This window comes from Chryseobacterium soli (genome assembly GCF_000737705.1).
GTDB classification, from domain to species: Bacteria; Bacteroidota; Bacteroidia; order Flavobacteriales; family Weeksellaceae; genus Chryseobacterium; species Chryseobacterium soli.
Genome location: NZ_JPRH01000004.1, coordinates 446,970 through 460,094, shown reverse-complemented (window position 1 = coordinate 460,094; position 13,125 = coordinate 446,970). Strand labels below are relative to the sequence as shown.

The 13,125-nt window shown below is 34.9% G+C and carries 15 protein-coding genes; 4 read left to right on the top strand and 11 right to left on the bottom strand.

What is annotated here, in order from left to right; translation table 11 throughout:
* Window positions 1–58: 58 nt before the first annotated feature.
* Window positions 59–2,545 carry an AsmA family protein gene (locus tag IW15_RS22040; protein ID WP_051881993.1) on the bottom strand — a complete coding sequence of 829 codons (2,487 nt, stop codon included), beginning with the start codon at window positions 2,543–2,545 and terminating at the stop codon, window positions 59–61.
* Window positions 2,546–2,934: 389 nt separating this feature from the next.
* On the opposite strand from IW15_RS22040, the gene IW15_RS12430 reads away from it, so the two are divergent.
* Window positions 2,935–3,444: a RidA family protein gene (locus IW15_RS12430; RefSeq protein WP_228384361.1), complete on the top strand. Its 510-nt coding sequence runs from the start codon at window positions 2,935–2,937 to the stop codon at window positions 3,442–3,444.
* A 236-nt stretch (window positions 3,445–3,680) separates the two neighbouring features.
* Here the strand turns inward: IW15_RS12430 and IW15_RS12425 are convergent, their stop codons facing one another.
* Window positions 3,681–3,944, bottom strand: a complete 264-nt coding sequence (locus IW15_RS12425) for a SemiSWEET family transporter (RefSeq protein ID WP_034711633.1) — start codon at window positions 3,942–3,944, stop codon at window positions 3,681–3,683.
* Between the two features lie 171 nt (window positions 3,945–4,115).
* Here IW15_RS12425 and IW15_RS22605 point away from each other — a divergent pair, with 171 nt between their 5' ends.
* On the top strand, window positions 4,116–4,340 hold the full coding sequence (locus tag IW15_RS22605) for a hypothetical protein (protein ID WP_131368552.1): 225 nt from the start codon (window positions 4,116–4,118) through the stop codon (window positions 4,338–4,340).
* 58 nt (window positions 4,341–4,398) lie between these two features.
* Here the strand turns inward: IW15_RS22605 and IW15_RS22800 are convergent, their stop codons facing one another.
* The 9 genes from IW15_RS22800 to IW15_RS12385 form a co-directional block, all read right to left on the bottom strand.
* Window positions 4,399–4,572: a hypothetical protein gene (locus IW15_RS22800; RefSeq protein ID WP_165585192.1), complete on the bottom strand. Its 174-nt coding sequence runs from the start codon at window positions 4,570–4,572 to the stop codon at window positions 4,399–4,401.
* Window positions 4,565–4,825 (bottom strand): hypothetical protein, encoded by a 261-nt coding sequence (locus IW15_RS12420; RefSeq protein WP_131368551.1) that lies wholly within the window; start codon window positions 4,823–4,825, stop codon window positions 4,565–4,567. The genes IW15_RS22800 and IW15_RS12420 overlap by 8 nt, the downstream gene beginning before the upstream one ends.
* Before the next feature lie 116 nt (window positions 4,826–4,941).
* Window positions 4,942–5,424, bottom strand: a complete 483-nt coding sequence (locus tag IW15_RS12415; protein ID WP_084681424.1) for a GNAT family N-acetyltransferase — start codon at window positions 5,422–5,424, stop codon at window positions 4,942–4,944.
* 132 nt (window positions 5,425–5,556) lie between these two features.
* A complete protein-coding gene (locus IW15_RS12410) occupies window positions 5,557–6,519 on the bottom strand; it encodes a beta-1,6-N-acetylglucosaminyltransferase (protein WP_228384360.1) in 963 nt (320 codons plus the stop codon).
* A 301-nt stretch (window positions 6,520–6,820) separates the two neighbouring features.
* Window positions 6,821–7,222 (bottom strand): hypothetical protein, encoded by a 402-nt coding sequence (locus tag IW15_RS12405; RefSeq protein WP_034711629.1) that lies wholly within the window; start codon window positions 7,220–7,222, stop codon window positions 6,821–6,823.
* Window positions 7,223–7,316: 94 nt separating this feature from the next.
* The gene (locus IW15_RS12400) at window positions 7,317–7,901 is read right to left on the bottom strand and encodes a Crp/Fnr family transcriptional regulator (RefSeq protein ID WP_034711627.1); all 585 of its coding nucleotides are present in this window, start codon (window positions 7,899–7,901) and stop codon (window positions 7,317–7,319) included.
* 206 nt (window positions 7,902–8,107) lie between these two features.
* Window positions 8,108–9,313 (bottom strand): MFS transporter, encoded by a 1,206-nt coding sequence (locus IW15_RS12395; protein WP_034711625.1) that lies wholly within the window; start codon window positions 9,311–9,313, stop codon window positions 8,108–8,110.
* 90 nt (window positions 9,314–9,403) lie between these two features.
* Window positions 9,404–10,318 carry a helix-turn-helix domain-containing protein gene (locus IW15_RS12390; protein ID WP_034711623.1) on the bottom strand — a complete coding sequence of 305 codons (915 nt, stop codon included), beginning with the start codon at window positions 10,316–10,318 and terminating at the stop codon, window positions 9,404–9,406.
* Between the two features lie 82 nt (window positions 10,319–10,400).
* Window positions 10,401–10,913 carry a hypothetical protein gene (locus tag IW15_RS12385; protein ID WP_034711621.1) on the bottom strand — a complete coding sequence of 171 codons (513 nt, stop codon included), beginning with the start codon at window positions 10,911–10,913 and terminating at the stop codon, window positions 10,401–10,403.
* A gap of 117 nt (window positions 10,914–11,030) precedes the next feature.
* Between IW15_RS12385 and IW15_RS12380 the strand changes: the two genes are divergently transcribed.
* Window positions 11,031–12,452, top strand: a complete 1,422-nt coding sequence (locus IW15_RS12380) for an aminotransferase-like domain-containing protein (protein WP_034711619.1) — start codon at window positions 11,031–11,033, stop codon at window positions 12,450–12,452.
* Between the two features lie 312 nt (window positions 12,453–12,764).
* Complete coding sequence (locus tag IW15_RS12375; protein WP_034711616.1) at window positions 12,765–12,941, top strand: histone H1; 177 nt, start codon at window positions 12,765–12,767, stop codon at window positions 12,939–12,941.
* The last annotated feature ends 184 nt before the right edge of the window (window positions 12,942–13,125 follow it).

The following is a 13,125-nucleotide window of genomic DNA, read 5'->3' as shown; positions in this document are numbered from 1 at the left end:
GTAATTTACATTTCCTCTTTTTTAATTATTATATTTTACGCTGTCTTTCTATGTTGTACTAAATCAGATACTTTTTCAGTCCTTCCATAATTCCCTGCCACAAAGTATTGAAGAAACTTTTGTTAGGATCACGTTTTACATCAACCTCTACATGGTTGGGCTCACCTTTGGAATCATTTTTAACAAAAATATTGGCAATAGCACTCAGAACTTTTTTCTCTTTCCCTGTATTTTTATTTAAAAAGTTAACCCGCATATCCGTGTAATTAAAATAAAAATTTCCGCCAATTTTGTTACTGTTACCCTTGTAATCAAATTTCAAATAATGAATCTGTCCGTCGAGGCTGACATTAAGATAAGGCCTTACAAAAAGGTTGGCGTTGTCTACTGAAAGATTTTTAATTGTTCCATTGATCGCATAGTCATCATTTTTATTAGCAACATCAAACTGCCAATGCACATCGGTAGGAGCATCTCCAAAAAAATTGAAATTTGAATCCACTGTTATCAATGTCGGTTTTCCTTTCATTTTTGCACTGTTGACATTTTTAATTGCCGCATTAAAATCTCCAAAGGTAATTTTACCGGGAATATTTGCTTTTTCGGCTACCTCTTCATAGGATAATTTGGAATTTTTAATGTCTACCTGTTTGATATACAATGGAAATTTCACATCACGAAGCTTTTTACTGAACATATACCGTACACCAATATCATCCGGTGGAGCAAGATCATGGTAAATATTACAATCGATACCGTCAAAAATGACATGATCTAAATCAATACTTGTTTTTGATCCCAATGTTGAGCTTTTATCAGTAATCATAATAGATTTAGCTCTTATCGTATAAAGATCCTCTTCAACTGCGATCATCCGGTTGAACTGAGCTCTCGAATATTTCGGAAGAAAAGCAAAATTAGTAATAGCGGTCAATGGTCCTGTATTTTTGATATAATCAACTTTCAGGCGGTAGTATTTTCCTGCATCTACATCTATTTTTTTAGCAGTAATCAATTGATTTTTAACATGTAAAGGGATTGATTCTTTAAGGATGTCTTTGTTGGTAATCACTGAATTCAGCTGCACATTAAAATTTTCAGCCTTTAATTGTTCACGCCCCTCTTTTTTCTGAACAAAATTCCCGTCAATGATATGGAATGCGCCAAGATGGGCCAGTATATCCGGTGTAGCGCTATTACTTTTTTTAGGAGCTTTTGCTTTATGGATTGCACTAATGATTTCTATACCCGGGCGGTAAACATTGATTTTGTCAAGTTGAAGCTGCAATTGCGGGCCTACAAATTTCGAGGTATTATTTAGGATTTCAATTTTCTCGGTTTTGATATTTAAAAGGTCTTTTGCAGTGCTTTTACCAATGGCTTTATATTCTACATCATTAATCAGAATATTAGAATCGTTCGAAGTAATTTTTTTAATGGTAACGGTCTGCAGCGGATCAGACTTGAAATAGATGTTTTCAAATTCGATATTGTGGGTGGAAAACGCAAAAGGGATCTTTTCTTTCACTGTTTTTTTGTCAAAAACAATATCCTTTAAATTCAAATGGAAATTATCTACAGAAGCTATTTTTGCTTTGTCTCTTTGCTGAATGAGAACGGAACCCTGTCCAAAATCAAGATTCTTGATCCCGATTTTCAGGTTAACTTCTTTCGGATTTTCTTGTACCTCTTTTTTGTTAGTTGAAGTAACAATCAGTTGAGGTTTTACAAATTTTGCATCCTCAATGATGAGAGAATCCTGATTAATACTAAAGTTGTTGGCAGCAAGCTGACTGACCTTCAGGTCAAAAACGTTTTTGGCATTATAAAGTGAGGGACTTTCAATTGGTTTCAGATGGAAATCGGAAATATTGAGCTGTTTATTTTTTGCATTAATAGAAGTTGCATAAATCTGATAGAAATCGTTAACTGTGATGAGGACATCCTGAGCATTAATTTTAAAATCTTTAAACTGAATGGGAAGTTTTGAAGCATTTTGACTCAGCTTAATTTCTGTAAGATTAATGTTTACATTTTTTCCGGTAATGAGATCTTTTTTGTCTTTTCCTTTAACAGAGACATTTCCGTTGGTTATCAAAATATTTTCAACTCCAAAATTCACTTTCTTTTTTGGGGAGTCTTTTTTCTCTTTTGGCGTGCCCAACATAACTTTTATATCAGGATCGATGAGCTGTATATTTTTGATATGATAAGAGGTATTGAAAATGGCATTCCAGATCCCAAAATCTTCTATATGCAGACTTTTGGCAGTCCCATTAATTTGGGTAACCGCAGAATCTTTCGTTGGCTTAGTTGCAATACGTATTGAATTTGCCGAAATATCACCTTTAAAAAGATTAAGGTTGAAATCTTTAAGACTGATTTGGTAAGGAGTTTTTTCATTGACCAACTGCGGCAATTTATTTTTGAGATAAAGATTCAGTCCAAACGGGAAAATAAGCGCTACAAGAAAGAGAATCCCAATAATGATCAAGACCACTCTTTTTCTTTTTCCGGTTCTGCTGTTATTTAGTTTTTTCTCCATTTGATGTTTTTATGAATATTAGTTTGAAAAGTATATATGTTAATTTAAAAATAATAATATTGCAAATTGCTTTCCAATGTATTTCAATGTTCATTATTATTGAAATTATTTTGCAATTTTTAAATGGTTGGATTATTCCATTAGTAGAAGTAGAAGATGTTTGGGTAATGTGGATCTAAAAAATTGTTATTACGTGCAGGAGTATTCTTTAGCTTACGAATGTATTGATCAGAATGGAATGTAAAGGCGGCATACCGGTAACGGCGTCATTTCCAAATAAAAAATTTGACAAATATACAGTCAATAAAAACTGGAAACCTCAACATATGTTGACGCTTTTAGAAATTTTGAAATCTACATTTGTACTAATAATTCAATACAAAAATATCATGAAACGTATAGTATCTAGCCTGTTTGCGCTCTGCATCGGATTTTCTGCTTTTTCACAAAAGCATGACAATACAAAGTTAAAACAAACTCATATGGCCACTGTCATTCATAAAAATCCAAAAACTCTTTTTGACCCAACACCATTTGCTTTTGCTCATTCTACAATCGGTGAAGGAGATGGGAAATATGTATTTATATCCGGACAAAGTGGCGGCGAAGGTCTGGAACATCATCTTTCTAAAGATTTCAGAACTCAGGTCAGATATTCTTTGAAAAATCTGGAAACTGTACTTGCTGAGTATCAATTAGGGGTTGAAGATGTTCTTAAACTCACGATCTTAATTGTTGATCATGATGAGGAGAATCTTAAAATATGGTCCGAAGAAGTGCATAAAGTATGGAAAAACAACGAATTCCCGGCAAGCACTCTAATTCCTGTTCCCAAATTGGCGCTGGATGGTATGATGATAGAAGTGGATGCGATTGCTTTTATGAAAAAGTCTAAATAGAACTGAACCATTTCTCTATCAATAATAATTTAGTTATTATGATCCAAATCATACGTTAGTGAAATAGGGAAGAGTATATTTGGAGTGATAATCTTTTAATAATTATTCTCTTTATGTATCTTTAGTTGTAAAGGTTTAGTTATAACTTCCCCCACAGGGAAGTTTTTTCTTTTAGATCATAAGATCGTTGAAAATTCAATACGTTTGTTCTACATGCAAAAGGTAGAAGGGATAGATTACATGGCCGTAATAAAGGTAATGAGTCCGAATATAATTCCGGGGAAGTTGGCAATCATAACGGGCCAGTCCCGTTTCGGTTTTTTCATGAATCCGTAGGTGACCCAAAGGCTGCAATTAATCATAGCCACAAGAGGCTGAAGCCAGTCTCCCTTTCTTCCATGAAGATTATTGTTGATTTGAGGAATATAAGAAACATACATGGCAGTGGCTGTACATGAGGCTACAATTCCTAAGATGGTAAAAAACTTATTATTCTGCATAGGCGTTATATCTTATCCTCTACAATATAAAGAAATATAAATAAAGGAACATAGATGAGCATGCAATACATGTAGTTAATCAGTTTCAAATCAGACAGAATATTTGAGGTGTATTTTTTTAAATAATTAAACCATAATATGTTAGAATAAAAATCACCGGGTATTGAATAAATGAGTACATTTGGTATACATCAAAAAACAATTCATATGAAAACAACAGTAAAAGGCTTAAAATCGCTGGATAGAAGCGAGCTGAGATCAATTAACGGAGGATACATGAGATGTCCCGAAAATCTTGAATGTGGAAACGACTGGTGCTGTATCGGCGGAGCGTGCAGACCTATATCGCAAGCTGGAGGTCCTAATGGATACTGCATGGTAATACCAATTGAATAATATTTTAAAATCCCAAAAAACAAAAAAGGTCAAAGAATTCTAAGTTCTTTGGCCTTTTTTATTTGCGCATCATCTTATGTTTTTTAAATACTTCATTCAGAGAAAGTTGATCCTTACTGTACACAACAATTGTTCTTGGAACACTGATATTGTTTTTCTCATCTTCGGTCCTCCAAAATACACTGTTTTTTATTTCCGGAATGTTGGTTTCAGGCAGACTTTGCTTAATCATAGTAAGCCCTTTTTATCTCATAAGGATTATTATTGTGACTGAAAATAGAACAGATAATTCTATTGATCCAGCCTTTACTGGGCTCGTACTGTACAGGCTGTGTGAAAAACAGGTAGAATTTATATTTCCGGGTCGGAAACTCATGAGAAATGATTATATCATCAAAAGACTTTATATCAATCTTTTCCAGCATGAAAGAGTTTTCAATAATTAAAAAATGATCTTTACAATACATACTGATAGAATCCATCATAAGTAACGAATTAAAAAAGCAATTCCCACTGCGGGTTATTGACAAATTGTTCAAATAAAGATAAGTAATATATCTGCTTTAATGATGTTATCGTGTGGTTTTATGTTGTACATCACCTACTTAAGTTTAGCATACCTCATCAGAATATTGGCATCCACATCTTCAATTTCGCTGGTGACTTCAAATCCTATTTTCTTGTACAGTCCATAGGCTTTTACATTGTGAGGAGTCACTTCTAAAAAAATATCGACAGAACTAAACCTGTGTCTGGCTTCATTGATGGTCGCCTGGATCAGCCCGGCCCCAATATTCTTTCCCTGATAATTTTCTCTGACATACATCTGATAAATGGTTCCGGAAGCATTTTCCTCTTTTACAAAAACACAAATTCCCACCAAGGACTGATCATCAAAGGCTCCGATAACAAATCTGTCCGGAGTCTGATGCTCTATATCACCCTCCAATCTGAACTTTTCGATTTGTAGCGCTTCCTGGTATCGAGCTCCAAAAGACGCCGGAAATTTTTCCAGACTTTCTAAACGGATGGATCTATAGATGTTGCTTTCGTGGGGCAACAGGTTTCGGTATTCAATATTCATAAGGCCTGCTTCTTAATTTTTTGTAAGATAATAAAAAAAGCCCTGAAATACATCAGGGCTCTAATCGATAGAATGAGTCTTTTAGAATGGTAATCATCACCAATAAAGAATATTCAAATGAAGGTAATAACTTTAATTTAAATGATTGATACTTTTACTGATGTCTTTGATATTAGCTATTTTGGCAAACGTTTTAAAAGGAGCATCGTATTGAATTTTGATAGAATCAATAATTGTATCATCCACATTATCGTCAAATTTTCTGGCAAAAAGATAACTTCCTGTTTGAAGAAATGCTAAATCGGTTTCGGTGAAAGTTTTAGGACGCAGTTTAATATCACCATCCGGAATCCAGATGATTGCCCTCTTATCATCATTAATCAGCGTACCTTCAAAAGAAGTATTCATTAATACCGTTTGAAAGAATGATTCATCAGCAATTAGAGTATTCAGGTAATAATCTTCAAATTTTTTCACTTCACTGCTATGGCAGATAAATTCACAGCAGCTTCTCGTTAAGATCATCCACTGTCCGCCAATATAAGGAATTACCCCCTTCATAAAGTCTCTCGTATGGGTGTTATCCGAAATGCGGTCTTCCAGTTCCTCAAAATAATTTTCAATCCTGTTCATCGTTTCAGGTCTGCTTTTCTCTTGGTCAGCAATTTTTATATAGTTTTTTCCATTGTTTTTAGATAAAAACTCTTTGATGATTTTTTGGGATTTTAAAGGATAGTCCTGTCCGCTTAGATTAATGAAATAATCCCATTTTTTATTCATATTGAGAAGGTATTCCATTCCGTCCAGCTCAGCCTGAACCATGCTGTATCCTCCCCAGATTACATTTTCACTGTTAAGGATATGCACATTAGTATATTTTTCCAGAAAAGAGGAAACTTCTTCCCCAATTTCCTGGCTTGCTTTTTTGTCAATATGAATAAGATAGAAATGATCGGGTTCGTAGATCGCCTGAAAAAGTTTTTTGAATTGATTAGGTAAGCGGTGTACCAAAATTAAGTACGCAATGCTAATAGGTTTCATTGGAATATCGCCAATGCTATGTCCGTCGCTTTCGCTTATGTAAACATTTCTCATTTTAATAATATTAAAAAATTATGAATGCTTACAACTTATTTTATAAAGTATTAATAGACATTTTTATCAATGTACGAAAATTAAACAACTTTTTTTGATAAATATTTAATGTAGAAATAAAGGAATGGTCAATTTTCTATTTTTTATCAATTGGTATTTGCGGTCTTATGTCATTTAATACCATAAAGTAATACTTTTGATATGTAAGGTTCAAATAAAAATCCCGAAACTTCGGGATTGAATGTTGTAATCAGCCTGCCTGATGCAAAGGTTGTAAGTGTTTAGTATACTTATTTCCGTGTCATTTATGAGTGTTAATATTGTCGGTTTTTATAGTTATGCAAAAGTATAAAAAGCCAATTGTCAGTAATATATGAATGCATAGATTGGGGACAATTCCAGAAAGCTTAGTGATTACCGCATTGAAATAGGCCAGTAATTCAATAATAAATAACCCCATTTGTATCATAGAATTACCAAATAAAAATACTTTTAATATTTTTGAATCTTCTTCTTTACGTACAAGAAAAGCCATAATACCAATTGTCATTAATAAAATACCGACTTCAGAGGTCCATACATACGTAGCGTTATTTGGTAATGTTCCCTTGCTTTCTTGTAATATAGAAGGGAAAAAAAGGGCAAAGATTCCGACGATTGTTGCAATAAAAGATGCAATTGTTAAAAAAAATTTTCTTGTCATTTGTTTTACATTTTATTCAGTTACAAATGTCCATAGAAAAGATGTGATACTACTTGATGATTATCAAGAAAGAAAATTAATTTCTTGATCATTGTTAAGGCTTTGAAATGGATATTTTTTTTCTAATTCTACTCAAATGTTCAGGTGTTATATTGAGATACGAAGCAATAATTTTTAATGGAACTCTTTGTAGTAAACTTGGTTGTGAAGTAATGATGTTTAAATATTTTTTTTCTGCTTTATCTCCATTAAAATTTAATTGTTCTTGTATTGAAAGTGTATGATTTCTCTCAACCATCATTCGACCAAGTCGTTCAAATGATTTGTATTTATCAAACATTTCATACAATCCAATTCTTGGAATTACAATAAGTTCAGTAGTTTCCAACGCAATATAATTCAAAATACAGGGTTCTTGCTTTATAAAACTGTAATCATCATAAAAAACAGCGTTTTCAAAATATAAATTTGTGACAATTTCTTTTTCTTCTTTGTTGTGATAACAATAAATTAATCCACTTTTTATAAAAACTAAATGATTGCATATTTCCCCTTCTTTCCATAAAGTTTCATTTTTTAAAAGCTTTTGGTAAGAAAAATATTGCGCAAAATTCAACCATTCATTTTCCGAAATTGGCGTCACACTTTGTAGAATATTTTTAAAAATTTCAATGTTCATTTTCTGTTATTTTAATTGTGCAGAGTGTTGTGGAATAGATATAAATGAAATTATCTTGAATATTATCGATTTCATTTTTTCTCTTTTAGAATCTTTTTTAGCCCTTGGTAATTTAGTTCTTTTCTACCACTGTTTTTAATTCTCGATTGAAAGTTTTGAATTGCTATTTAAGGGATAGGCAAATTTTTTAAAGAAAAAAGCAGAGATTAATTCTCTGCTTTTTCTTTTCTTAAAACTTTATTCATAATGACGATAATGCCCAGTAATAAAAGGGCAATAATTAAATAGCGCCATGAGAGATCTTTTTGCTCGGTAACATTTCCGCTTACAGAAATAATAAAACTCGTAAGAGACGTAATAATATACACTAATCCACCCATTAATCCACCGGCCGTTCCCGCATTCTTAGGGAAATATAACATACTGGTCGTGAAAAATGAAGTAAAAAGAATTCCCGAACAGATATGGATAAAGAACGCAAAAGGAACCATAATAAACAGACTCTCTGCGAAATAACTGATCACAATCAGACAGGCAATCATAAAAAGCTGAAAAATAATAGGCTGTATAATCCGTGCTTTAAAATCCAGGGTAATTCTGCGTTTTCCGATAAATCCGCCAATCATCCAGGAAAAACCTAAAATTAACGTACAGTATCCAATCACTACCGGAGTAAAATGAAAAGTGTTTTCAATAATAAAAGGTCCCGTAATATTAAACAGCATGACGATAGAATAACTCAGTCCCAGAATGAAAATCCCGAGCATGAAAATCCTGTTTTTCAGCATCATTTTGTATAAACTTATATTCTCTGAAAAATTGAGTCTCTTTTTCTCCGGAAGACTTTCACCACTGAAAAACCATTCAAACAGAAAAATTCCTCCGGCATAGAAGGCAAGGAAATAAAAATTGGCGTGCCAGTTAAACAGTTTTTCAAGATAACCGCCCAGGAAAGGGGCCAGGATAGGACCCAAAGACCAGACAATCGTAAAATAACTCAGATAATGTTTTACCTTCTCAGAATCGTAGATATCCACAAAAATAGCACGCGTAGCAACTACCAGAACGGAAACGGCGGCTCCCTGAAGGATACGGAGCAGACATATCAAAAGGATACTGTCGGTCATCGTAATCAAAATACTACTGATCACCAGCAGGAATAAGGCCACCAGCTTCGGGCGGTAACGTCCGATACTGTCGAGTATCCCACCCACAAATAACTGACAGATTCCATAACTCAGCAAATAAGAGGTCAGAGTGATCTGGATGTCTTTTTCTGAAACCTGCATTCCCTTAGCCATAGAAGGAAATGACGGCAGATAAATATCCGTTACGAATCCCGATAGCGGGATCGATATGAAAGCCATAATGGTTATTAATCTGATGCGTTTTTCAGAAGCTTCTTTCAACATAATTCATTCTTTTTTTACGATACAAAAGTAAGACAAGAATCGGGATAATGAATTTTAAAAGACAAAGTAAAAATTACAAAATTCAAAGAATTAAAAACTATGTTTGAATTTAAGCGGAGAAGTGCTGGCATGTTTTTTAAAGAAATTATTGAAATGGGAAGGCTGCTCAAATCCCAGAGTATAACCAATCTCGGCAATATCCCAGTTTGTATACTTCAACAGGTTTTTCGATTCTTCGAACATCCTTTCTTTAATGATCTGGGTAGTCGTAAGGTTGGTGACCGATTTTACGGAGGAATTTAAATGATTGACATGAACGTTGAGGTGTTCGGCAAAATCTGAGGCGGTTTTTAAAGCCAATGGATAAGCCGGAGAATCCAAAGGAAACTGTTTATTCAACAGTTCATCAAACAAACGGTAAAGACGGATGCTTGCCGGAAGCTCGTTGAGGTCAATGTCTTCAACCTTATTTTCTAAGGCAAGATGCAGGACAGAAGCAAGATGGCTTTTAATACTGCTGCATCGGAACGGATACGCTGAATTGTTCAGCTTGTACATCTGTTCAAAATAAAGATTGGCCAAATGGGTCTGTTCTTCTGTTAAAAATACAAGAGGCACGCTCCATTCTTTAAAGAGAGAAGTCTTTTTAAACACCTTAAATTCTGAATTTCCATTAAAAAACTCCTGATTGAAGAGACAGAAATATCCTTCCTGAAGATCACCGTCACATTCCCACGAATAAGGAATATTGGGTGAAGGAAAAAATAAGGCAGGGCGGTCGATATACAGCTTCTGATGGCCATACTGGAACGTTCCTTTACCTAAAATAAAGCTGATTTTATAATAGTCACGGCGGTTGTACGGGCTTTTGAAACTGCAGTATTTCCGCATAGAAATATTGAAATGCGATTTTCCGGTCTCAAAATCATCCGAGTCAAACATTCTTATTTTATTTTCCCGGATGCGTTTGTAATAATCTTCTATGGTTTCCAGCTGATCACTCATCGTTTAAAATTATAAAAATCAAAGATAAGTAAATTGATTGTAATGAAAGCAAATAGAATAGAACTGAAGGTGATGAATTTTATTACCCTTTCGTAATATCCATTGTCAAGAGATAAGAAGGAAGCTGGAAAGGCCCCGAATGGGTTTCTTCCACAATGGAGAATCCGGATTCCTTCAAAAAGTCCAGCAATGGATCATTGATGAGCATATTGATCCAGATAACATCGGTAAAGGAAACAGCAGCCCTGCATTTTTTCCAGTGGGATTGTCTTGCTTCAGGGGAATTATATTCCTGAAGAATAACAAAACTAAATTCTGTAGCTCTTTTTTCTTCCGGTAATCCCGGATAACGGGAACCGGTTTTTAAAATGCTGTATCCGATAGGCTGTTCATCCTGATAGGTCATAATAAGCTGGTTAGAAAGGTCGTTGAGCTCATTGATTACCTTTCTACGATCCAGGTGCTGGATATAATTTTTAATATCTTCTTTCGGAACCAATTCTTTATATAGACTGCTTACAGAAGGTCTGATCACGTCAAAAAGATTGTCGATGCCTTCATCAGAGCCTACAGTGAATTTTGAAACAATATTCATGCGATTTTTCTTCAAAATTAGGAAGTTATTCCGTACAAAAAGGATACAGTACGCTGAATTTTAATCGGTACGGTTGTGTATTTTGTAAATTTGCCCGATACAATTTAACAGAACACTATGCAGGCTTATAAATATGAACTTTTCACGGCGGGGATTGAAGAGCAGATTAAAGAAGGTATTTTACAGGCTGGAGACCGATTGCCTTCCATTCGGGAGATCAAAAAAAAATTTAATCTGAGCACAAGCTCTGTGCAGAGTGGGTATGAATATCTCATGATCAGAGGATGGGTTGAAAGTATTCCCGGCTCAGGACATTTTGTTGCAGCTATTCACAGAGAAGATATTCCGGAAGTTAAAACAGCTCTTCTTCCGGTAGTGAAAGATGCTGTATTCACAAATAACGTCATGCTTACTTCTGCAAGAATAAAGCCTTCGGAATCCAGTTCTTTTAACGCAGCGGCACCCGGTGATCTGCTGGTGCCGCAAAAACTGATACTCAGAACCCTACAGGAAGTGATCCGGGAAAAAGGAACCTCACTGTTGCGTTATTACCCTTCAAATGGCCTTCAGACGCTAAGAATGGAAATTGCAAAGCGTATAGGGGGCAACGGTAGTTATGTGAACCCTGATGAGTTGATCATTACAGATGGTGCCCTACAATCGCTGACGATTGCATTGGGAACGGTAACAAGTCCGGGAGATATTGTCGCCGTTGAGAGTCCCTGTGTTTTTTCAGTGTTGGAGGCAATCGTCAATCTTGGACTTAAAGTGATTGAAGTGCCGGTTCACTACCGTAATGGTTTTGATACGGCATATTTTGATCAGGCTTGTAAGGATAATGATATCCGGGCTTTGGTCGTAACACCCAATTTTCATAATCCTACAGGGATTGTCATGAGTGATGAAGCAAAAAAAGAACTGCTGAAAACAGCATTGTATTATCAGATACCCATTATAGAAAATGATATCTACGGAGACCTTTATTTTGGAGAAAAAAGGCCCAACTGCATAAAAAGCTTTGATGATACAGGGCTGGTCATGACTTTTTCTTCATTTTCAAAGACCCTTGCGCCAGGCATACGGCTGGGCTGGCTGTATGCAGGGGAATTTTATGCTCAGGCAGAAAAAAACAGGTTTGGATTAGGAAGAACCGTTTCACCGATTTATCAGGAGCTGATGCTGAAACTTCTTCAGGGAACCGCTTATGAAAGGCATTTGCGGTCCTTCCGTAAAAAACTCAGCCAGCAGGCATTTCAGGTGCTGGATGTGGTAAGCAAAGCTTTTCCGGAAGGTTCTTACTTCCACAGGCCTGAAGGTGGATACAGTATTTGGGGGCAGCTGCCAGAACAAACTGATATGAAGACTTTTTATGAATATTGTGAAACGAACCGTATTTTATTTACTCCAGGAAATACATTTTCTCTGTCTGATCAGTACAGCCATCATTTCAGGATTGTATTTGCGGACCGGATGACTTCGGAAAGCTTTGTTCTGTTGGAAAATGCAGGGAGGAAGGTAAAAGAGCTTCAATTAAAATAAAAATCAACTTTTGAAATATTTCAATGTCTTGAAAGAAGCTTCTGAAGGTGTTATGATAGAGAATATATCACAAAAATAGAAATTTGGAATAAAAATAAATATTATAATGATAATGTAATTATTCAACAATTAATTAAGGTGAAAAGGTCGTAATTAATTATGTAAAGCACCATATTAGCTATTATAATCACATGAAATATGCTGATTTTAAATAAAATGCGAAAAAAATGACGATTTAATGCAAACTTTTTTCTTTGCAGTTAGGCTGGAATCACCATAAAACCTATATTTGCACCCTAAATTTTAAAATAAATGAAAGAACTAATTGAAAAAATCAACGCGGAATTTGAAGCATTCGCAACTGAAGCAGGGCAACAATCAGAAAAAGGTAACAAAGCAGCTGGGACAAGAGCTCGTAAGTCAGCTTTGGAATTAAGCAAATTGTTCAAGGAATTCAGAAAAGTTTCCGTTGAAGAAGCAAAAAAATAATTATTCTGAACCGGTTTCCCAGGAAACCGGTTTTTTTATGCTTATATCCTGTTGGAGCAGCAGTGAATAGATAACCGGTAGCTGGGGCTGCCCGGTTTTTGTTTTTATATGGGATATCGCCTGATTTTCCGGGGTATTCTTTCCTATTTTCCTGAATTCCTTTATCTTTAAAGCAATCAATTTG

Excerpts from the sequence above, each read along its gene's own strand:
- IW15_RS12405 (WP_034711629.1), bottom strand. The coding sequence starts at position 7,222 with ATGACAAGAAAATTTTTTTTAACAATTGCATCTTTTATTGCAACAATC.
- IW15_RS12425 (WP_034711633.1), bottom strand. The coding sequence starts at position 3,944 with ATGCAGAATAATAAGTTTTTTACCATCTTAGGAATTGTAGCCTCATGT.
- IW15_RS22800 (WP_165585192.1), bottom strand. The coding sequence starts at position 4,572 with ATGATTAAGCAAAGTCTGCCTGAAACCAACATTCCGGAAATAAAAAAC.
- IW15_RS12400 (WP_034711627.1), bottom strand. The coding sequence starts at position 7,901 with ATGAACATTGAAATTTTTAAAAATATTCTACAAAGTGTGACGCCAATT.
- IW15_RS12390 (WP_034711623.1), bottom strand. The coding sequence starts at position 10,318 with ATGAGTGATCAGCTGGAAACCATAGAAGATTATTACAAACGCATCCGG.
- IW15_RS12410 (WP_228384360.1), bottom strand. The coding sequence starts at position 6,519 with ATGAGAAATGTTTACATAAGCGAAAGCGACGGACATAGCATTGGCGAT.
- IW15_RS12380 (WP_034711619.1), top strand. The coding sequence starts at position 11,031 with ATGCAGGCTTATAAATATGAACTTTTCACGGCGGGGATTGAAGAGCAG.
- IW15_RS12415 (WP_084681424.1), bottom strand. The coding sequence starts at position 5,424 with ATGAATATTGAATACCGAAACCTGTTGCCCCACGAAAGCAACATCTAT.
- IW15_RS12430 (WP_228384361.1), top strand. The coding sequence starts at position 2,935 with ATGAAACGTATAGTATCTAGCCTGTTTGCGCTCTGCATCGGATTTTCT.
- IW15_RS22605 (WP_131368552.1), top strand. The coding sequence starts at position 4,116 with ATGAGTACATTTGGTATACATCAAAAAACAATTCATATGAAAACAACA.
- IW15_RS12385 (WP_034711621.1), bottom strand. The coding sequence starts at position 10,913 with ATGAATATTGTTTCAAAATTCACTGTAGGCTCTGATGAAGGCATCGAC.
- IW15_RS12420 (WP_131368551.1), bottom strand. The coding sequence starts at position 4,825 with ATGATGGATTCTATCAGTATGTATTGTAAAGATCATTTTTTAATTATT.
- IW15_RS12395 (WP_034711625.1), bottom strand. The coding sequence starts at position 9,313 with ATGTTGAAAGAAGCTTCTGAAAAACGCATCAGATTAATAACCATTATG.
- IW15_RS12375 (WP_034711616.1), top strand. The coding sequence starts at position 12,765 with ATGAAAGAACTAATTGAAAAAATCAACGCGGAATTTGAAGCATTCGCA.
- IW15_RS22040 (WP_051881993.1), bottom strand. The coding sequence starts at position 2,545 with ATGGAGAAAAAACTAAATAACAGCAGAACCGGAAAAAGAAAAAGAGTG.